An 18725-nucleotide genomic window follows, 5' to 3' on the forward strand; every position below is an offset into this window, starting at 1 on the left:
AGGATAGTGGGCACACGGCACCCTTGACAGTCGCTCATAGCTGTTGCTATGGCGGCCGTCACCGCTCATTGTCCCCGGAAGGACGCATCTTGGCAGTCTCTCCCGCGAACCAGGCCACTGCTGCGACCACCTCGGCTGAATCTCGCTCGGAGTCCACGGGAATCCCCGGCGCGCCCAAGCGGGTTTCCTTCGCAAAGATTCGCGAACCGCTCAACACTCCCAACCTGCTCGACGTCCAGATCCAGTCGTTCCAGTGGTTCACCGGGGACGAAGCGTGGTTCGAACGCCGTGTCGAAGAAGGTGAAGAAAACCCGGTCGGCGGCCTCGAAGAGGTCCTGAACGAGATCTCCCCGATCGAGGACTTCTCCGGTTCGATGTCCCTGTCCTTCTCCGCTCCGCGCTTCGACGAGGTCAAGGCCTCGATCGAGGAGTGCAAGGACAAGGACATGACGTACGCCGCGCCGCTGTTCGTCACGGCCGAGTTCGTCAACAACAACACCGGCGAGATCAAGAGCCAGACGGTCTTCCTGGGCGACTTCCCGGTCATGACCGACAAGGGCACGTTCATCATCAACGGCACCGAGCGTGTCGTCGTGTCCCAGCTGGTCCGCTCGCCCGGCGTCTACTACTCGAAGGACGTCGACAAGACGACCGACAAGGACGTCTTCAGCGTCCGCGTGATCCCGAGCCGCGGCGCGTGGCTCGAGTTCGACGTCGACAAGCGCGACACCGTCGGCGTCCGCATCGACCGCAAGCGCCGCCAGCCGGTCACCGTGCTGCTGAAGGCCCTGGGCTGGACCACCGAGGCGATCCGCGAGCGCTTCTCCTTCTCGGAGACGCTGCTGGCGACCCTCGAGAAGGACCACACGGCCGGCACCGACGAGGCGCTGCTCGACATCTACCGCAAGCTGCGCCCGGGCGAGCCGCCCACGAAGGAGAGCGCGCAGACCCTGCTGGAGAACCTGTTCTTCAAGGCGAAGCGCTACGACCTGGCCAAGGTCGGCCGGTACAAGGTCAACAAGAAGCTGGGCCTCGACACGCCGTACGACACCGGGACGCTGACCGAAGAGGACATCGTCACCACCATCGAGTACCTGGTCCGGCTGCACGCCGGCGAGGACAAGGTGGTCGCGGCGAACGGCACCGAGATCCCGGTCGAGACCGACGACATCGACCACTTCGGCAACCGGCGCCTGCGCACGGTCGGCGAGCTGATCCAGAACCAGATCCGGGTCGGCCTGTCCCGCACCGAGCGCGTCGTGCGTGAGCGCATGACCACGCAGGACGTCGAGGCGATCACGCCGCAGACCCTGATCAACATCCGCCCGATCGGCGCGGCGATCAAGGAGTTCTTCGGCACCTCGCAGCTGTCGCAGTTCATGGACCAGAACAACCCGCTGTCGGGCCTGACGCACAAGCGTCGTCTGTCGGCCCTCGGCCCGGGTGGTCTGTCCCGTGAGCGCGCCGGCATGGAGGTCCGGGACGTCCACCCGTCGCACTACGGCCGGATGTGCCCGATCGAGACGCCGGAAGGCCCGAACATCGGCCTGATCGGCTCGCTCTGCTCCTACGCGCGGGTCAACCCGTTCGGCTTCATCGAGACGCCGTACCGCAAGGTCGTCGAAGGCCGGGTCACCGACCAGGTCGACTACCTGACCGCGGACGAAGAGGACCGGTACGTCAAGGCCCAGGCCAACGCGCCGATCTCGGACGACGGCACCTTCGTCGAAGACCGGGTCATGGCCCGCCGCAAGGGCGGCGAGGTCGAGCTGATCGACCCGCTCGACATCGACTACATGGACGTCTCGCCGCGGCAGATGGTCTCGGTCGCGACGGCGATGATCCCGTTCCTCGAGCACGACGACGCGAACCGCGCCCTGATGGGTGCGAACATGCAGCGCCAGGCCGTGCCGCTGCTGCGCAACCAGGCCCCGTACGTGGGCACGGGTGTGGAGCTGCGCGCCGCGGTCGACGCCGGTGACGTGCTCGTCGCCGAGCAGGCCGGTGTCGTCGAGGAGCTCTCGGCCGACCTGATCACGATCATGCACGACGACGGCACGCGGAAGAGCTACGGACTGTACAAGTTCCGCCGCTCGAACCACGGCACCTGCTTCAACCACCGCCCGATCGTCAACGAGGGCGACCGGGTCGAGCAGGGCCAGGTCATCGCCGACGGCCCGTCCACCGAGAACGGTGAGATGGCGCTCGGCAAGAACCTGCTCGTCGCGGTCATGCCGTGGGAGGGCCACAACTACGAGGACGCGATCATCCTCTCGGAGCGCCTGGTGCAGGACGACGTCTTGACGTCGATCCACATCGAGGAGCACGAGATCGACGCCCGCGACACGAAGCTGGGCGCCGAGGAGATCACCAGGGACATCCCGAACGTCTCCGAAGAAGTGCTGGCGGACCTGGACGAACGAGGCATCATCCGCATCGGTGCCGAGGTCCGCGACGGCGACATCCTGGTCGGCAAGGTCACGCCGAAGGGCGAGACCGAGCTGACGCCGGAAGAGCGCCTGCTCCGCGCGATCTTCGGCGAGAAGGCCCGCGAAGTCCGCGACACCTCGCTGAAGGTGCCGCACGGCGAGACCGGCAAGGTCATCGGCATCCGCGTGTTCTCGCGCGAGGACGACGACGAGCTGCCCCCGGGCGTCAACGAGCTGGTCCGCGTCTACGTGGCCCAGAAGCGCAAGATCCAGCCGGGCGACAAGCTCGCCGGCCGGCACGGCAACAAGGGTGTCATCGGCAAGATCCTGCCGGTCGAGGACATGCCGTTCATGGAGGACGGCACGCCCGTCGACATCATCCTGAACACGCACGGTGTGCCGCGACGGATGAACATCGGCCAGATCCTCGAGCTGCACCTGGGCTGGCTGGCGTCGCAGGGCTGGACGATCGAAGGCAACCCGGACTGGGCGAAGAACCTCAACGAGGAGCTCTACGACGTCGCGCCCGGCACGAACACCGCGACCCCGGTGTTCGACGGCGCGAAGGAAGAGGAGCTCACCGGGCTGCTCGGGGCGACCAAGCCGAACCGCGACGGCGAGCGCATGGTCAAGGAGAACGGCAAGGCCACGCTGCTCGACGGCCGCTCCGGCGAGCCGTACCCGTACCCGGTCGCCGTCGGCTACATGTACATCCTGAAGCTGCACCACCTGGTCGACGACAAGATCCACGCCCGCTCCACCGGCCCGTACTCGATGATCACGCAGCAGCCGCTGGGTGGTAAGGCGCAGTTCGGTGGCCAGCGCTTCGGTGAGATGGAGTGCTGGGCGATGCAGGCGTACGGCGCTGCCTACACGCTGCAGGAGCTGCTGACGATCAAGTCGGACGACGTGGTCGGCCGCGTCAAGGTGTACGAGGCCATCGTCAAGGGGGAGAACATCCCCGAGCCGGGCATCCCGGAGTCGTTCAAGGTGCTCCTCAAGGAGCTCCAGTCGCTGTGCCTCAACGTCGAGGTGCTCTCCAGCGACGGCTCCTCGATCGAGATGCGCGACTCCGACGACGAGGACCTCGAGCGCGCCGCGGCGAACCTCGGCATCAACCTGTCCCGCAACGAGTCGCCCTCGGTGGACGACGTCGTGCACTGATCGCGAGCTGAGCGAGGGGGGACCGGCCTCCCGCAGGGCCCCCCTCGCTCGCCCGCCAACCCCTCTAGCCGAAACAACCCCAAGGGGATCTAGACGTGCTGGACGTCAACTTCTTCGATGAGCTCCGCATTGGTCTCGCCACGGCCGACGACATCCGTCAGTGGTCGTACGGCGAGGTCAAGAAGCCGGAGACCATCAACTACCGGACGCTCAAGCCCGAGAAGGACGGCCTCTTCTGCGAGAAGATCTTCGGTCCGACCCGGGACTGGGAGTGCTACTGCGGCAAGTACAAGCGCGTTCGCTTCAAGGGCATCATCTGTGAGCGCTGCGGCGTCGAGGTGACCCGCGCGAAGGTGCGCCGCGAGCGGATGGGCCACATCGAGCTGGCCGCCCCGGTCACCCACATCTGGTACTTCAAGGGTGTTCCCTCGCGCCTCGGCTACCTGCTGGACCTGGCGCCGAAGGACCTCGAGAAGATCATCTACTTCGCTGCTTACGTCATCACGGGCGTGAACACGGAGCTGCGCCACAACGACCTGCCGACCCTCGAGAACGAGATCGGCGTCGAGCGCAAGAACCTCGAGACCAAGCGTGACGCGGACATCGAGGCTCGCGCGCAGAAGCTGGAAGCCGACCTGGCCGAGCTGGAGGCGGAGGGCGCCAAGTCCGACGTCCGCCGCAAGGTCAAGGAGGGCGGCGAGCGCGAGATGCGCCAGCTGCGTGACCGCGCCGGTCGCGAGCTGGACCGCCTCGAGGAGGTCTGGACGACCTTCACGAAGCTCGACACCCGCCAGCTGATCGCCGACGAGCTGCTCTACCGCGAGCTGGTCGACCGCTACGGCGAGTACTTCACCGGCGGCATGGGCGCGGAGGCCATCCAGAAGCTGGCCACCGAGTTCGACGTCGCGGCCGAGGCCGACAACCTGCGCGACACGATCCGCAACGGCAAGGGGCAGAAGAAGCTCCGCGCGCTGAAGCGGCTCAAGGTCGTCGCGGCGTTCCAGGCCACCGGCAACGACCCGCGCGGCATGGTGCTGGACGCCGTCCCGGTCATCCCGCCGGACCTGCGCCCGATGGTGCAGCTGGACGGTGGCCGCTTCGCGACCTCCGACCTGAACGACCTGTACCGCCGGGTGATCAACCGGAACAACCGCCTCAAGCGGCTGATCGACCTCGGCGCGCCCGAGATCATCGTCAACAACGAGAAGCGGATGCTGCAGGAGGCCGTCGACGCGCTGTTCGACAACGGCCGCCGCGGGCGTCCGGTCACCGGCCCGGGCAACCGGCCGCTGAAGTCGCTGTCCGACCTCCTCAAGGGCAAGCAGGGCCGGTTCCGCCAGAACCTGCTCGGCAAGCGCGTCGACTACTCGGGCCGTTCGGTCATCATCGTCGGCCCGCAGCTGAAGCTGCACCAGTGCGGCCTGCCGAAGGACATGGCGCTCGAGCTGTTCAAGCCGTTCGTCATGAAGCGGCTGGTCGACCTGAACCACGCGCAGAACATCAAGTCCGCCAAGCGGATGGTGGAGCGCTCGCGGCCGCAGGTGTGGGACGTGCTGGAAGAGGTCATCACCGGTCACCCGGTGATGCTGAACCGCGCGCCGACGCTGCACCGCCTCGGCATCCAGGCCTTCGAGCCGCAGCTGGTCGAGGGCAAGGCCATCCAGCTGCACCCGCTGGTCTGCGAGGCGTTCAACGCGGACTTCGACGGTGACCAGATGGCGGTGCACCTGCCGCTGTCGGCCGAGGCGCAGGCCGAGGCCCGGATCCTGATGCTGTCGGCGAACAACATCCTGTCGCCGGCGTCGGGCCGTCCGCTCGCCATGCCGCGGCTGGACATGGTGACGGGTCTGTTCCACCTGACCCGCCTCACCGAAAACGCCGCGGGCGCGGGCAACGCGTACTCGTCGACGGCCGAGGCCATCATGGCCTTCGACCTCAAGGCGCTGAGCCTGCACGCCCCGGTCAAGATCCGCATCACCGACCGCCAGCCGGCCAAGGCCGACGAAGCGGCGCTCGCGGAGAAGGGCTGGGAGCCGGGCAAGGCGTGGCTGGCCGAGACGACCCTGGGCCGCGTGCTGTTCAACGAGCTGCTGCCGGCGGACTACCCGTTCATCAACGAGCCGATGCCGAAGAAGCGTCAGGCCGCGATCGTGAACGACCTCGCCGAGCGGTACTCGATGACCCAGGTCGCGCAGACCCTGGACCGCCTGAAGGACGCCGGGTTCTACTGGGCGACCCGCTCGGGCGTCACCGTCGCCATCTCGGACGTGCTCACCCCGGTGGGCAAGGCCGCCATCCTCGACGAGTACGAGGGCAAGGCCTCCCAGGTGGAGAAGCGCTACCAGCGTGGTCAGCTGTCGCACACCGAGCGCAACAACGAGCTCGTCAAGGTGTGGACGCAGGCCACCGAAGAGGTCCACAAGATCATGGAGACGGCGCTGCCGGACGACAACCCGATCGCCATGATCGTGAAGTCGGGCGCGGCGGGCAACATGACGCAGGTCCGGTCGCTGGCCGGGATGCGTGGCCTGGTGTCGAACCCGAAGGGTGAGTACATCCCGCGTCCGATCAAGGCCAACTTCCGTGAGGGCCTGTCGGTGGCGGAGTACTTCATCGCGACGCACGGCGCCCGGAAGGGCCTGGCGGACACGGCGCTGCGGACCGCCGACTCGGGTTACCTGACCCGGCGTCTGGTGGACGTCTCGCAGGACGTCATCGTCCGCGAGGTCGACTGCGGCACCACCCGCGGCATCATGATGCCGATCGGCGAGGACATCGGCGACGGCAAGGTCCTGCGCGACCAGCACGTCGAGACCTCCGTGTACGCGCGGAACCTCGCGACGGACGCGGTGGACGCCAAGGGCAACGTCGTGCTGAACGCGGGCGACGACATCGGCGACCCGGCCATCGACAAGCTGCTCTCGAGCGGCATCTCGAAGGTCAAGGTCCGCTCGGTGCTGACCTGCGAGTCGGCCGTCGGCATCTGCGCGACCTGCTACGGCCGCTCGATGGCGACCGGTCAGCTCGTCGACGTCGGCGAGGCCGTGGGTATCGTCGCGGCCCAGTCGATCGGTGAGCCGGGTACCCAGCTGACGATGCGTACGTTCCACCAGGGTGGTGTCGCCGGTGACGACATCACGACCGGTCTGCCCCGTGTGCAGGAGCTCTTCGAAGCTCGTGTCCCGAAGGGCAAGGCGCCGATCGCCGACGTCGATGGCCGCGTGCGCATCGAGGAGAGCGAGCGGTTCTGGAAGATCACGCTGATCCCGGACGACGGCGGCGAAGAGATCGTCTTCGACAAGCTGTCCAAGCGTCAGCGGCTCGCGAACACCCCGAACGGCCCGCTGGGCGACGGCGACCACGTCAACGTCGGCCAGCAGCTGCTCGAGGGCACGCCGGACCCGCACGAGGTCCTGCGGGTCATGGGGCCGCGCGAGGCGCAGATGCACCTGACGGACGAGGTCCAGAAGGTGTACCGGGCGCAGGGTGTGTCGATCCACGACAAGCACATCGAGGTCATCGTCCGGCAGATGCTGCGCCGGGTGACGGTCATCGACTCCGGTGGCACGGACTTCCTGCCGGGCGAGCTGCCCGAGCGGACGAAGTTCGAGGCGACGAACCGCGCGTCGGTCGCCGAGGGCGGCGAGCCGGCTTCGGGTCGTCCGGTGCTGATGGGGATCACGAAGGCGTCGCTCACCACGGACTCGTGGCTGTCGGCGGCGTCGTTCCAGGAGACCACGCGCGTACTGACCGACGCGGCCATCAACGGCCGCTCGGACCGGCTCGTGGGCCTCAAGGAGAACGTGATCATCGGTAAGCTGATCCCGGCCGGTACGGGCATCAACAAGTACCGCAACATCCAGGTGCAGCCGACGGAAGAGGCCCGGGTCGCGGCGTACGCGATCCCGTCCTACGACGACGGCTACTACACCCCGGACGTGTTCGGTACGGGCACCGGTGCCGCGGTTCCGCTGGACGACTACGACTTCGGCCGCGACTTCCGCTGAAGCTGAGTCACGAGAAAGGCCCCTGCCGGGTTTCCGGCGGGGGCCTTTCCCGTCTGTCCGGAAGCGGCCAATCGGCCGCGGAGGCTGTTCCTCTTTTACCCGCTCTGGTTACAGTGAGGCGGTTCTGCGCGATTCGGGGGCTTTGCGCGTTCCAGCGGGTAGCAGGGGGAGAACTGCTTTGGCCACTTCATTTGTCATGCGTTCGGCCGGGCGAAGAGCGGCGGTCTTGCTCGCCGTGCTCGTCACGGCGATGGCGGCGTTGACCGGCGTGTTCGCCGCTCCGGCGGGGGCGGCCTCGGACCGGATCGGCGTTTCGGTCACCTTCGACAAGCCGTCCTACGGGACCGGCGACGAAGTGCACTTCACGTTCAAGCTGACGAACAACGGCTCGGGGCGGGCGGCCGGGCTCACGGTCTTCCAGGACTTCGACCCGATCGACCTGTCCGTTCCCTACGGCGGGTGGGGCGCGCTCCAGAACCGGCCGGGGCTGACGGTCGAGCCCGGTGAGACCGTCGAGCTGGCCGTTTCCGGGCACGTTCGCGATCCCGAGCAGACGACCGCCGCGGTGCGGGGCCGGGTGTTCGACGAGACCGGGTTCGGAGTCGGGTCGTTCGACTCCCGGGTGCCGATCACGCGGGTGCCCGGCCGCGCGACGGGTGTCTTTTACGCGGACCGGAACGGCGACGGTGTCCTCGACGGCGGTGAACCGCTCGCCGGCGCCGAGTTCACCCTGCGGTACGTCCACGGCAGCAGGACGTACACGGCCACGAGCGACGCCGAAGGCAAGTTCACCTTCGACGTCCCGGCGGGCGACTACACCCTCGGTGGCGAGGTCGTCGACGGCTGGCTGGTTCGCTGGCAGGCCGTCCGGATCGACCCGGACACCCCGGACCTGCTCATCCGCGGCGCGCCGCCGTTGAACGGCGCGCTGACCGCGCAGGTGGCGTTCACGCAGGACAGCTACCAGCCGGGCGACCTGGCGCACCTCACGGTGACGCTGGCCAACTCGGGCTCCACCCCGCTCACCGGCATCGTGGCCGCGTGCAACCGCATCGGTGACGGCTACCTGCTGGACGGGATCGGCCCCGGCTGGGGCGATCTCGTGTGGAACCGTGGCGTGACGATCGCCGCGGGCGAAACGCGCACCTTCGACGTGTCCGAGACGGTGCCGCAGGCGTCCCTCAACCGCGGCAAGGTCGTGGCCGCCTGCGACTTCGGGTACAGCGAAGTGGACATCGAGCACCATGCGGAAGTTCGCGTCGAAGCCGCGGTGCCGGGCGCCAAGGCTGTCGTCGAAGGCAGCATCGGAGTCATCGACGACCGGGGCGAGGTGACGCGGGGGCTGGCCGGAACCGAGGTCGTGCTGGTGTCCGACCGCCACTGCCCGGTCACCGGCCGGCGCACCAGTGACGAGAACGGGCACTTCCTCTTCGAGGACGTGGCTCCCGGGCCCGCCTACCAGCTGTACTTCCTGACGCCGTCAGGCTGGAAGACGAAGTACGGGAACCCGACCGGGATCGAGGTCCAGGGTCCGCCGGAGAACCACTACGCGTACCAGATCGCCGCCGAAGAGGGGGTCGCGCCGCAGCCTGAGGTGCCGGTCGACCCCGCGGACTGCGCGCGGTGACGGGCAGCGCCCCGGTCCACAGTGGACCGGGGCGCTTTCGGGTCAGCGGAGGCTGCGGCGCGACACCGGGAAGTCGAAGTAGGTGTCCGGGAACGGCTCGTTGTCGAGGGTGTAGTGCCACCACTCCTCGGGCAGGTTGTGGAAACCCGCCGCGATCATGGTGTCCCGCAGCAGGTCGCGGTTCTGCCGCGCGACGCCGGTGATCGCCGGGTTGTCGGTGTGGGCGAGCGGTTCGAAGCAGTCGTAGCCGGTGCCCATATCGACCGTGTTGTCGGGGAAGCGCTGGTTCCGCGGCGCGAAGCACGGCTCGAGCGGCTCGCCGGGGAAGTACGGGCGCTGGAACCGCGGCGGGAGCTTCACGACGGTCAGGTCCATGGTGCTGCCGCGGCTGTGGCCGGACTTCTCGGCGATGTACCCCTCCGCGAACAGCCGGTCCTTGGCGACGTTCGGGTAGAACTCGGCCTTCATCTTCTCGTCGGCGAGGTCCTTCGCCCACCGCACGAAGTGGTCGACCGCGCGCTGCGGGCGGTAGCAGTCGTAGACCTTGAGGGTGTAGCCCTGCTTCCGCAACCGGGCCTGAACCTGGCGCAAGCCTTCGGCGGCCTGCCGGGTCAGGATGCAGGTCGGCTCGAGGTAGCCGTCGATGCGCCGGCCGACGAAGTTGTGCCGGGTGGCGTAGCGGATGTCTTGGAGAATCGACGGCGCGACGTCGGACAGCGCCACGAAGTCACGGGGTGCGGCGGTCGCCTGGGCCGTGCCGGGCACGGTGACCCCGACGAAGACGGCGAGGAGGACGGCGAGCGCGCGACGGAGAATCGGCATCCCTTTCCTCTAGCAGGTAACCGCTGCGCGATCAGCCGCCGCTCAGGGGGAAACCCAGCCTTCCGACGTCGTCGCGCGCAGGAAGTCCTCCGTCGGCGGCCGCACCGGCCGTCCCTCGAACTGCGTCGACAGCACCACCGTCGACCGCAGCTCACCGTGCTTGCCGAGCCGCTCCAGCAGACCCTCGAAGTGCTCGAGCGAGGCCGCGCGGATCTTCAGCATCGTGCAGTGGTCGCCGGACAGGCGATGGATCTCGACGACCTCCGGGTAGTCCTCGGCCTTCGACGTCTTCAGCAGGCAGCTGCTCAGCGCGCACCGCATCTCGACGAACGCCTGCAGCGGCTGGCCCGCGCGCCGCGCGTCGACCTGCGCGCGGTAGCCGGTGATCACCCCGGTCTCCTCCAGCCGCCGCACCCGCTCGGCCACCGCCGGCGCCGAGAGGTTGATGCGCCGGCCCAGCTCCTTGAACGACAGTCTCCCGTCGGCCTGCAGCAGCTCCAGCAGCCGCCAGTCGACGTCGTCCAGGGGCTTTTCCGAACGGAAGGTCATGACCCCCATCTTCCTTCCGAAGAGCGGGCGTGGCGACGGATTTGCCGTTGATCGTCCCTTCGAAAGTGCGCCGAGAGTTCCTAAAGTTGCTGGTCATGGGGACTTTGACGGTGACCGGCCGGGCTCGGTCGATGGGTGCGCTGTTCGCCGGCGTGGCACTGCTCAACACGGCCACGGTCGGCCTGAGCACCGCGGCGACGCTGATCGTCGCCGCGGGCAGCGGGCCGGGCTGGAGCGGGTTGCCGAGCGTCGCGAACGTGCTCGGCACCGCCGCCGGCGCGTTCGGCGCGGGGCTGCTGCTGCCGGCGCACGGCCGCCGCCGGGTGCTGGCCGTCGGCTACGGCGTCGCCGCGGCGGGTGCGCTGATCGCGTTCGCCGGCGCGCTGACGACGTCGCTGGTGCCGCTCCTGCTCGGCATCCTGCTGGTCGGCCTCGGCAACGGCGGCGCGCAGCTGTCGCGCTACCTGGCCGCGGACCTCTACCCGGAGGAACGCCGGGGCCGCGCGCTGTCGAACGTCGTGTGGGCCGGGACGGTCGGCGCGCTCGCCGGGCCGGCGCTGATGGCCCCGGCGGCGGACGTCGCCACCGGGTTCGGCTGGCCGTCGCTGTCCGGGCCGGTCGCGGTCGCGGTACTGGCCACGGCGGGTGCCGCGCTCGCGGCCGCGTTCCTCCCGCGGCACGTCCCGCTGCCGCGGGAAAAGCCGGTGACCGCGGTCGCCCCGGTGCGGGCGGCCGGCGTCGTGCGGCCGCTGGTCGCGATGGTCGCCGCCCAGCTGACGATGGTCGCGGTGATGACCATGACGCCGCTGCAGCTGGAGAACCACGGCCACGGTCTCGACGTCGTCGGGTGGGTGCTGAGCGCGCACCTGTTCGGCATGTTCGCGCTGGCGCCGCTATCCGGCCGGATCGCCGACCGCTGGGGCCCGCGCGTCACGATCAACGCGGGGCTCGGGGTCCTGGCGCTGGCGTCGGCGACCGCGCTCGCGGCGCCGACCGCGCACACGTCCGGCCTGCCGGTCGCGTTGTTCCTGCTGGGGTACGGCTGGAACCTGGTGTTCGTCGGCGGCAGCGCGCAGCTGAGCCGTGACCTCGCGCCGGAGACGCGCAGCCGGGTGCAGGGCACCGTGGACGCCGTGGTCTGGTCCGCGTCCGCTTTGGCCGGTTTGGGGTCAGGACAGCTGTTTGCCGGCGGCGGCTACGCGCTCGTCGCGGTCGTCGGCGGCGTGCTGGCGCTGCTTCCGTTGGCCCTGCTGGCATCCCGTGACGGCCGGTAGCCGCGTCGTTGTCGGCAAATCTCTCGTCGCCACGGCGGCGGTGCGCTGGCGAAGATGGGCCGTGGCTGACTCTGTGCCCTTCACGGACAACTTCTCGGACCTCTCCAACACGCAGGGGTACCAGTTCGAGTTCCGCTGCGAACGCTGCGGGAACGGTTTCCGCTCCGCGTTCCAGCGCGACACCATGGAAACCGGGCGAAGCGTGCTTCGCACGGTCGGCTCGTTCTTCGGCGGGACGCTGCGGGACCTGAGCAACTCGGCCGACCAGTGGCGCTACGACCGCGCGACCAACTCGCCCGCGAAGGACCGCGCGCTGACGGCGGCGGTCAAGGAGATCACCCCGAGCTTCCGCCAGTGCCGCGGCTGCGGCGACTGGATGTGCCACGACCAGTGCTGGAACGAGGAGATCGGCCAGTGCCTGCGCTGCTCGCCGAGCGTCGCCGAGGAGATCTCGCGCGCGCAGGCGTCGGCGCAGCGCGACCAGATCTGGGACAAGGCCCGCGAGAAGGACTGGACGTCCGACCTGGACCTCGGCACCCGCGCCAAGGTCACCTGCCCGGGCTGCGGCCTGAAGGCCGAGGGCGGGAAGTTCTGCTCCTCGTGCGGGACGTCGCTGGCGCTCAAGGTCCGCTGCGGCGGCTGCGGAAGCGAGAGCAACAAGCCCGGCGCGCTGTTCTGCTCGGACTGCGGCAGCAAACTCTGACCGGAGTTCCCGCCACTTCATAACGAATACGTAACTCGCAGCCCCGGCGTTCAGGCGCCGGGGCTGCGTCATTATGACCAACCGTGACACCGCCGGTTGGTCTAGCAATAGTACTCACCCATTCGGCGCAACGGGCCACGTCAAATCGGCCCACTTGGTGAGAGATTGACCCGTTCGGGTCGGTTCTCATTCTTTGATCACGGCTGGACCCTTTGCCCGCTTGGCGCGAATATCCCGTTCGAGTCAGCTGACGTCCTCTTTCCGTTGCACGCCAACGGTTTCGTCTGTGAGAAAGAACAGGGAGAACCATGCGCTCAACCCCGTCGCGCCCAGGCCGGTGGCGAAAGGTGGTGACCGGCGCCGCCGCGCTCGCTCTCGCGGCCGGCGCCGTCACGTACACCGGCTCGTCCACCGGCGCCTACGCCGACGTCCAGACCGTCACCGACGCGAAGACGGCGTCCGACGGCAAGCAGTACTGGGTGCAGAACCACCTGGTGTCCAAGGATCTCGCCCGTTCCGTGAGCGGCACGCCGAAGAAGTGGCTGCTCGTCTGGGCCGGTGACGAGAACATCGCCGACACGCTCGTCAAGGACGTCAAGAACCTGCCGGGCACCCTCGGCGGTGGGCTCAACAAGATCAAGAACGCCTTGCCGGGCCCGGACTTCCTCGCCGTGATCGACGCGACGCAGGGTTCGCCGGCCTACGGCAAGGTCGTCAACACCGCCACCGTCGGCCCGCTGGTCGAGAACGAGCCGCACCACATGCAGTACGTGTGGCACCGGGGCGACACCATCTACGCGGGCGCGCTGTTCGCCGCGGCGACGTACGCCTTCGACGTCAGCGCGCTGCCGCAGCTGAAGCTCAAGGGCGTCAGCCTGCCGACGAACACGCTGGGCGGGAGCGTCCCGGATGCCTACTGGGTCCTGAAGGACGGCACCGCGTACGGCACGTACATGGGCGGCCCGGTCGTGCCCGGCCCGCACTCCTACGCCGACGGCTCCACCCAGATCGGCAACGGCTTCGCGGGCAGCCCCGGCGAGGTCGTCCACTTCGGACAGAACGCCGAAGTCCTGTCGGAGTCCCCGGCGGCCACCCCGCAGGGCGACAACCAGAAGCTCTGCGACAACCTGCCGCAGCTGGGCAAGCCGACCTGCGCCAACCCGCACGGCATCCAGGCCCGCGAGGACCTCGACACGCTCGTCACCAGCGACTACGCCGAGCCGCGCAACATCATCCTCGACCCGGTGAAGCAGCCGTCGCCGTACCTGCGGCGGCCGACCGTGCGGACCTGGGACATCTCCGACCGCAACCACCCGAAGCTGAAGTCGGTGTCGTACCTGCAGGACGGCCCGCGCGCCGATCCCGCCGACCCGCTGCACGCCGAGAGCCGCGCGGTCATGGAGACCACGGTGACGAACCTGCCCGGTCACAAGGGCGCGTTCGCCCAGACCATGCAGGGCGGCGCGGTGTTCTACACGCCGGACATCACCGCGGCCGAGCCGCACTGGATCGAGGTGTTCGACGACGGCGCCGCCAACAAGTCCATCTACGCCAACAACGACTCGAACGGTGCCAGCTCCAACGGCGGCTGGATCCAGACCAGCCCGGACGACAAGTACCTCTACCGCGCGATCGTCGGGCGGCAGAAGGGCACCCTCTCGGCCGACGACCCCGGCACCACCGGCGGCGTCTACGTCCTCGACATCCAGAAGCTCGTCAACGCCGGCGACCGGATCGAGGACATCCAGGGCCGGGTCGACACCAAGGCGAAGGCGCAGCAGGGCGGGGGCGGCGACCTGCCGGCCGTCGTCGGCGCGGCCCCGATCAACCCCGGCACGCCGGGCGCGGGCCCGCACTGGGGCGCCTACGACAACTGGGCGCTCGGCAGCGACGGCTTCTACCACGAAACGACGTCGCCGCAGCACCTCGCGGTGTCGAACTACTTCGTCGCGCGGTCCGGTTTGGACGGTGACCACAAGGTCAACCTGCTGAACCTCGGGCCGGACGGGAAGGTCGCGGTCGACCAGAACTTCCGGGACGAGTTCACCGGGCAGGTCGGCATCAACTTCAACCGCAAGTCGTGGCCGCACGGGGACTTCGGCAACGCCAAGCCGCACTCCGAGCTGTTCGTGGTCGCGGACGCGGACATCAGGTAGGGCCGATGGACCACCACGACACGCCATCCACCGGTTCGTCCACAATGGACGCGCTGGCCCTGGGCATCCGGCTGGCGCTGCTCCTCGCCACGGCGTTGCTCGCGGGCGGCGGCCTGCTGCTCCCGCTGGTGACCGAGGTGCCGCGCCGGACGAAGCTCACCCTGTCCGCCCTCGGCGGGTGTTCCGCCCTGCTCGCCGTGGTTTCGGCGTTCGCGGCCGACGTCGACGTCGTCGCGTTGGCCGCGCACGTCGTGCTCGCGGTGGCCGTGCCGGTGCTGCTGCGGTGGCCGTCGGCCGCTCGCTGGGCGTCGGTCGCGCTGCTGGCGCTGCTGGTGCTGGAGACCGCGATCGGTGGTGCCGGGGCCGAGTTCGCGGTCGGCACGGTGTTCGTCGCCGGCGCCGCGGTGTGGTTCGGCTTCGCGCTGCTCGGCCCGGCGGTGCCGGAGACGGCAGCGGTGCGGCCCGGACCGCTGGCGATCACCCTCGGGGGCCTGCTGGTCCTGGCCGGTGCGGTGCGGTTCGGCCTCTCCGGCCTGGGGTTCGACCGGCGGCTCGTCGGCACGCTCGGCGGCCTCGCGGTGCTGGCGGTCGTGGTGGTCCCGCTCTTGGTCAGCGGGCTCGCGGCGGTGCTGCGGGCCCGCGCCTACCGCTTCGGCGCGGCCGGAGTCGCCGTCGCGTTCCTCGCCTGGAGCGCGCTGGGCGCGATCCCGGCACCGCCGCCGCTGCCCGTTCCCGGCGTGCCGCTGCTGGCCGACGCGCCGGGGTTCCCGGTGCTGGTCAGCCCCCAACGGCCGGGGCACAACATCGTCCACTTCCCGCCGAGCGCGGGCGACGACCTCTCCGCCGACGTCCGTGGCGGGATCATCACGAAGGCCGTCGCCCGGCCCGGCGCCGAGGGCACCTGGGCCGACGTCGACCTGCCGCCCGGCCGCAGCGACCTGGAGATCCGCCGCGGCGGCACGACGACGGTCGTCGAGGTCGACGCGGGCAGCGCACCCGGCCCGTCGATCACCGAAGCCGATGCGCCGGAATGCGCGTCGGCGGCCCTCGGCGGGCTGGTCGCGGGCCGCTCCGACGTCCTGACGGCGTGCCCGTCCGACGCCCTGACACCGGAGGACGCCGGGGCGCTGGTCAAGCTCGTCGAGTTCCTCGCCGGGCGGAAGCCGTCCGCGATCACGCTGGTCGAGGACGACTCCCCGCGCGGGGTCGCGGCCGCGAGACTGGTGCGGGACACCGCCGCGCGCGCCGGATTGGCCGTGCGGCCGGATCCCGGGCCCGACACCGCGCTCGTCGTCGTCTCCGGCTGGGCGGCCGGGTACACGGCGATGACGCGGGCCGCCGAGCTGCAGCGCCTCGAGCCCACCCACCAGTACGGGCTCTACCTGGCGCCGTGGCTGCTGAACGGGCCGATCGTCAACGCGGTCGCGAGCGCGTCGCTGCCGCTGCGGTTCGACCCGCGGGAAGCGACCGCGGTCGGGTACGCCGTCGCGGTCGGCGACCGCTTCGGCGGCGAAAGCCCGACACTCGGCGGTTTCCGGAGCTGGCTGGGCGCCGACCGCTCGGCGGGCGATGTGCAGATCTTCGCCGCCGCCCAGGTCAACGCCATGCCGATGTACCCCACCGAACCCCACGCCACCGGAATGGTGATGGACCGCGACTACGCGGGCCAGTGGGTCCCCGACGGAACCATCGTGCCCATCACGTCGGTTCTCCGCTGAAACCCCCGGCTACGAAAGGAAAAGCATGAAGCGTCTTGCTGCCCGCGTGCTGCTGCCGCTCGTCGCGGCGACGGCGTTCACTGGCCTGGCCGCCGGTGTGGCGTCCGCCGACCCGACCGACGGTTCCGTCTGGCTCGTGCCCGGCGTCGACCTCGGCAGTGTCCTCGGCCCGCTCGGCCAGCCGGTCGACCTGCTCGCCCCCGTCTTCGACCTGATCACCGCGGTTTCCTGAAAGGCAGAGAAACGATGAAGAAGAACCTCGCTCGCACGGCCGGTGCCGCGGTCCTCGCCGGCGCCGCCCTGTTCGGCGCGGCCGCGCCGGCTCTCGCGGCCGACGCCCCCGGTGTCGTCGTGGTCGACGAGCCGGACACCAGCGGCCTCGACAACATCTGGACGTTCGCGCCGCTCGGCGTCCCGGTGCTCGGCCTGATCCAGTCGGTCAACGGCGTTCCGGGCAAGCTCCTGCCCTCCTTCTGACCCTCCGGCGGCCCCTCGCCCGACGGGCCGCCGTTTCCTCGGGAGTCCCCATGAACCGGCAGCTCGTCGGCAGGCTCGGCATCGCGGTGATCGCCATCGCGGCGGTCACCGCCGGCATCTTCATCCTGGGCGACAACGGTTCGCCGCCTCCTTCGCCGTCGGTCGCGGTGGTGGGGGAGCCGTCGCTGTCGTCGGTGCCGCCGCGCACGATCATGGCGACGGCGACGTACACCTCGACCCCGCCGGCGCCGTCCGGGTACCAGGTGACGTACGAGCTGGCCGGCACCGGCACCGCGACGGTCGTCTACGACTCGAACGGTCTCGGCCTGGTCCACGAGGAGCTCGATGTCGCCTTGCCGTGGCGGAAAGTGCTCTCGTGGCCGGCGGCCGGGTCGATCCAGCTGCTCGGGCAGGGGAGTGGCGCGGTCGAATGCCGCGTCTCCGTAGGCGGCCGGGTGGTGAAGACGCAGCATTCGGCGCCGGGCGAGGTCGCCGCTTGCGTCAGCTGAGGGTCTTCGCGAACCAGTGCTCGGCGAACTGCCCGTCGTTGAAGGGCTCTACTTCGGCGTAACCGATCTTCGCGTAGAGAGCGCGTGCCTCGACGAGGTCGTGGCGGGTGTCGAGCCGCATGAGGTCCGACCCGAGCTGCCGGGCGGCGTCCTCGGCGGCCGCCACCAGCTCGGGCGCGATCCCCGAGCCGCGGTGGGCCGGCTTGACGAACACCTTCGTCAGCTCGCTGACCCCCGGCGCGACGACGCGGGTGCCGGCGCAGCCCGCGACGTCGCCGTCGCGGTAGCCGACGAGGAACGCCCCGGTGGGCGGCACCAGGTCGATCCCGGGTTCCTCGGCGACGTACTGCGTGAGTTCGGCCTCGGTGATCGGGCGCCCGTAGTAGCGCGAAGCGACTTCGTCCATGTACTCGCGCATGATCGCGACGGCGTCCGCGTGAGCGACGTCGATCTGGGTGATCTTCCAGTTCACGTCCTCATCCTGGGGCCGCTGTCCAGCGAATTGGCCGGGCCCCGGGCACCATGAAGGTATGACGACGATCACGAAGCGCCTGACAGTGGTGGCCGTCCTGCTGATCACGGTGGGAGCGATCCTGCTGTCGGTGGGGGCGATCGGCTTCCGGTCCGACGAGCAGGCCGACGCCAACATCGGCGCGGGGTTCGCCCTGCTGGCCGGGCCCTACATCGTGGGCCTGGGCCTGGTGTTCGCGCTGTCGGCGGGCTTGACGCACCTCACGACGCGCCGTCGTTGACGCTCCACAGCGCGGCAGGCAACCGATCGGCCAGGTCGGCGAGGTAGCCCGCCTCGGCGACGATGTTCTGCCGGGTCGCGCACCCCTGCGCCCAAGTCCGCGCCGAGCCGTGCGCCACGACGACGTCTCGCTGGGCGAAGTGGGGGTTCGCGGCCAGCCACCGGGTCAGCTCGCCCTCGAGCGGAGAGTCCGGAGGCAGCGTCGGCATCGACGGCGCCTTCCCCGGCGCGATCCGCAGCTCCGGGCACGGCGGCACCCGCACCTGCGTGATGTGGACGTCGCGGAAGTACGTGTGGTCGTCGAAGTGCCGGTACGGCTCCTGGGTGTCGACGGCGATCACCGGCCGGTCGCGGTGGCGGAACTCGACCCAGGACGTGTGGGTGCTTTCCGCCAGCGGGCGGCCGGTCGAGTGGATCACCCCGAACGTCGGCGCCGGGGCGGGCTCGCCGGCGACCCCGCTGTGGAACGTGCCGCCGCGCTCGGCCGCGAAGGCCTTGAACCAGTGCTCCTTGCGGCCTTCGACGTACTTCGTGTGCGA

At 69.7% G+C, this 18725-nt stretch carries 15 protein-coding genes; 11 read left to right on the forward strand and 4 right to left on the reverse strand.

Annotation, left to right across the window (positions count from 1 at the left end):
* Positions 1 to 89 precede the first annotated feature (89 nt).
* From rpoB to ACZ4TR_RS38395, 3 genes are all read left to right on the forward strand, one after another.
* Entirely contained in the window at positions 90 to 3593 is a 3504-nt protein-coding gene (gene rpoB, locus ACZ4TR_RS38385) for a DNA-directed RNA polymerase subunit beta (protein WP_364514413.1), read from the forward strand.
* Positions 3594 to 3688: 95 nt separating this feature from the next.
* On the forward strand, positions 3689 to 7600 hold the full coding sequence (locus ACZ4TR_RS38390; protein ID WP_364514415.1) for a DNA-directed RNA polymerase subunit beta': 3912 nt from the start codon (positions 3689 to 3691) through the stop codon (positions 7598 to 7600).
* A gap of 235 nt (positions 7601 to 7835) precedes the next feature.
* Positions 7836 to 9227 (forward strand): SpaA isopeptide-forming pilin-related protein, encoded by a 1392-nt coding sequence (locus ACZ4TR_RS38395; RefSeq protein WP_465293114.1) that lies wholly within the window; start codon positions 7836 to 7838, stop codon positions 9225 to 9227.
* 42 nt (positions 9228 to 9269) lie between these two features.
* Here ACZ4TR_RS38395 and ACZ4TR_RS38400 read toward each other — a convergent pair whose 3' ends face one another.
* Positions 9270 to 10049, reverse strand: coding sequence for a M15 family metallopeptidase (locus ACZ4TR_RS38400; protein ID WP_465293073.1), 780 nt, complete (start codon positions 10047 to 10049; stop codon positions 9270 to 9272).
* 42 nt (positions 10050 to 10091) lie between these two features.
* Positions 10092 to 10598 (reverse strand): Lrp/AsnC family transcriptional regulator, encoded by a 507-nt coding sequence (locus tag ACZ4TR_RS38405; RefSeq protein WP_465293075.1) that lies wholly within the window; start codon positions 10596 to 10598, stop codon positions 10092 to 10094.
* Positions 10599 to 10693: 95 nt separating this feature from the next.
* Here ACZ4TR_RS38405 and ACZ4TR_RS38410 point away from each other — a divergent pair, with 95 nt between their 5' ends.
* The 7 genes from ACZ4TR_RS38410 (at position 10694) to ACZ4TR_RS38440 (ending at position 17435) form a co-directional block, all read left to right on the forward strand.
* Positions 10694 to 11872: an MFS transporter gene (locus tag ACZ4TR_RS38410; protein ID WP_465293077.1), complete on the forward strand. Its 1179-nt coding sequence runs from the start codon at positions 10694 to 10696 to the stop codon at positions 11870 to 11872.
* Positions 11873 to 11933: 61 nt separating this feature from the next.
* Positions 11934 to 12575: a zinc ribbon domain-containing protein gene (locus ACZ4TR_RS38415; RefSeq protein WP_364514427.1), complete on the forward strand. Its 642-nt coding sequence runs from the start codon at positions 11934 to 11936 to the stop codon at positions 12573 to 12575.
* 308 nt (positions 12576 to 12883) lie between these two features.
* Entirely contained in the window at positions 12884 to 14731 is a 1848-nt protein-coding gene (locus ACZ4TR_RS38420) for a hypothetical protein (protein ID WP_465293078.1), read from the forward strand.
* 5 nt (positions 14732 to 14736) lie between these two features.
* Complete coding sequence (locus ACZ4TR_RS38425) at positions 14737 to 16449, forward strand: hypothetical protein (protein WP_465293080.1); 1713 nt, start codon at positions 14737 to 14739, stop codon at positions 16447 to 16449.
* Between the two features lie 25 nt (positions 16450 to 16474).
* Positions 16475 to 16681, forward strand: a complete 207-nt coding sequence (locus ACZ4TR_RS38430; RefSeq protein WP_360768190.1) for a hypothetical protein — start codon at positions 16475 to 16477, stop codon at positions 16679 to 16681.
* 14 nt (positions 16682 to 16695) lie between these two features.
* On the forward strand, positions 16696 to 16926 hold the full coding sequence (locus tag ACZ4TR_RS38435) for a hypothetical protein (protein ID WP_465293081.1): 231 nt from the start codon (positions 16696 to 16698) through the stop codon (positions 16924 to 16926).
* Between the two features lie 50 nt (positions 16927 to 16976).
* Positions 16977 to 17435, forward strand: coding sequence for a hypothetical protein (locus ACZ4TR_RS38440; protein ID WP_465293083.1), 459 nt, complete (start codon positions 16977 to 16979; stop codon positions 17433 to 17435).
* Here the strand turns inward: ACZ4TR_RS38440 and ACZ4TR_RS38445 are convergent.
* A complete protein-coding gene (locus ACZ4TR_RS38445; RefSeq protein ID WP_465293085.1) occupies positions 17428 to 17907 on the reverse strand; it encodes a GNAT family N-acetyltransferase in 480 nt (159 codons plus the stop codon). The genes ACZ4TR_RS38440 and ACZ4TR_RS38445 overlap by 8 nt on opposite strands.
* A gap of 58 nt (positions 17908 to 17965) precedes the next feature.
* Between ACZ4TR_RS38445 and ACZ4TR_RS38450 the strand changes: the two genes are divergently transcribed.
* Entirely contained in the window at positions 17966 to 18187 is a 222-nt protein-coding gene (locus ACZ4TR_RS38450; RefSeq protein ID WP_284745377.1) for a hypothetical protein, read from the forward strand.
* Here ACZ4TR_RS38450 and ACZ4TR_RS38455 read toward each other — a convergent pair.
* The coding region (locus ACZ4TR_RS38455) for a hypothetical protein (RefSeq protein WP_465293087.1) at positions 18168 to 18725 on the reverse strand (558 nt) is incomplete at its 5' end. The two genes, ACZ4TR_RS38450 and ACZ4TR_RS38455, sit on opposite strands and share 20 nt — an antisense overlap.

The organism is Amycolatopsis sp. NPDC028719 (assembly GCF_055565395.1).

What these genes read in the sequence shown, in the direction of transcription:
- ACZ4TR_RS38410 (WP_465293077.1), top strand. Translation starts at nt 10,694, where the DNA reads ATGGGGACTTTGACGGTGACCGGCCGGGCTCGGTCGATGGGTGCGCTG.
- ACZ4TR_RS38440 (WP_465293083.1), top strand. Translation starts at nt 16,977, where the DNA reads ATGAACCGGCAGCTCGTCGGCAGGCTCGGCATCGCGGTGATCGCCATC.
- ACZ4TR_RS38405 (WP_465293075.1), bottom strand. Translation starts at nt 10,598, where the DNA reads ATGACCTTCCGTTCGGAAAAGCCCCTGGACGACGTCGACTGGCGGCTG.
- ACZ4TR_RS38450 (WP_284745377.1), top strand. Translation starts at nt 17,966, where the DNA reads ATGACGACGATCACGAAGCGCCTGACAGTGGTGGCCGTCCTGCTGATC.
- ACZ4TR_RS38425 (WP_465293080.1), top strand. Translation starts at nt 14,737, where the DNA reads ATGGACCACCACGACACGCCATCCACCGGTTCGTCCACAATGGACGCG.
- ACZ4TR_RS38400 (WP_465293073.1), bottom strand. Translation starts at nt 10,049, where the DNA reads ATGCCGATTCTCCGTCGCGCGCTCGCCGTCCTCCTCGCCGTCTTCGTC.
- ACZ4TR_RS38420 (WP_465293078.1), top strand. Translation starts at nt 12,884, where the DNA reads ATGCGCTCAACCCCGTCGCGCCCAGGCCGGTGGCGAAAGGTGGTGACC.
- ACZ4TR_RS38430 (WP_360768190.1), top strand. Translation starts at nt 16,475, where the DNA reads ATGAAGCGTCTTGCTGCCCGCGTGCTGCTGCCGCTCGTCGCGGCGACG.
- ACZ4TR_RS38435 (WP_465293081.1), top strand. Translation starts at nt 16,696, where the DNA reads ATGAAGAAGAACCTCGCTCGCACGGCCGGTGCCGCGGTCCTCGCCGGC.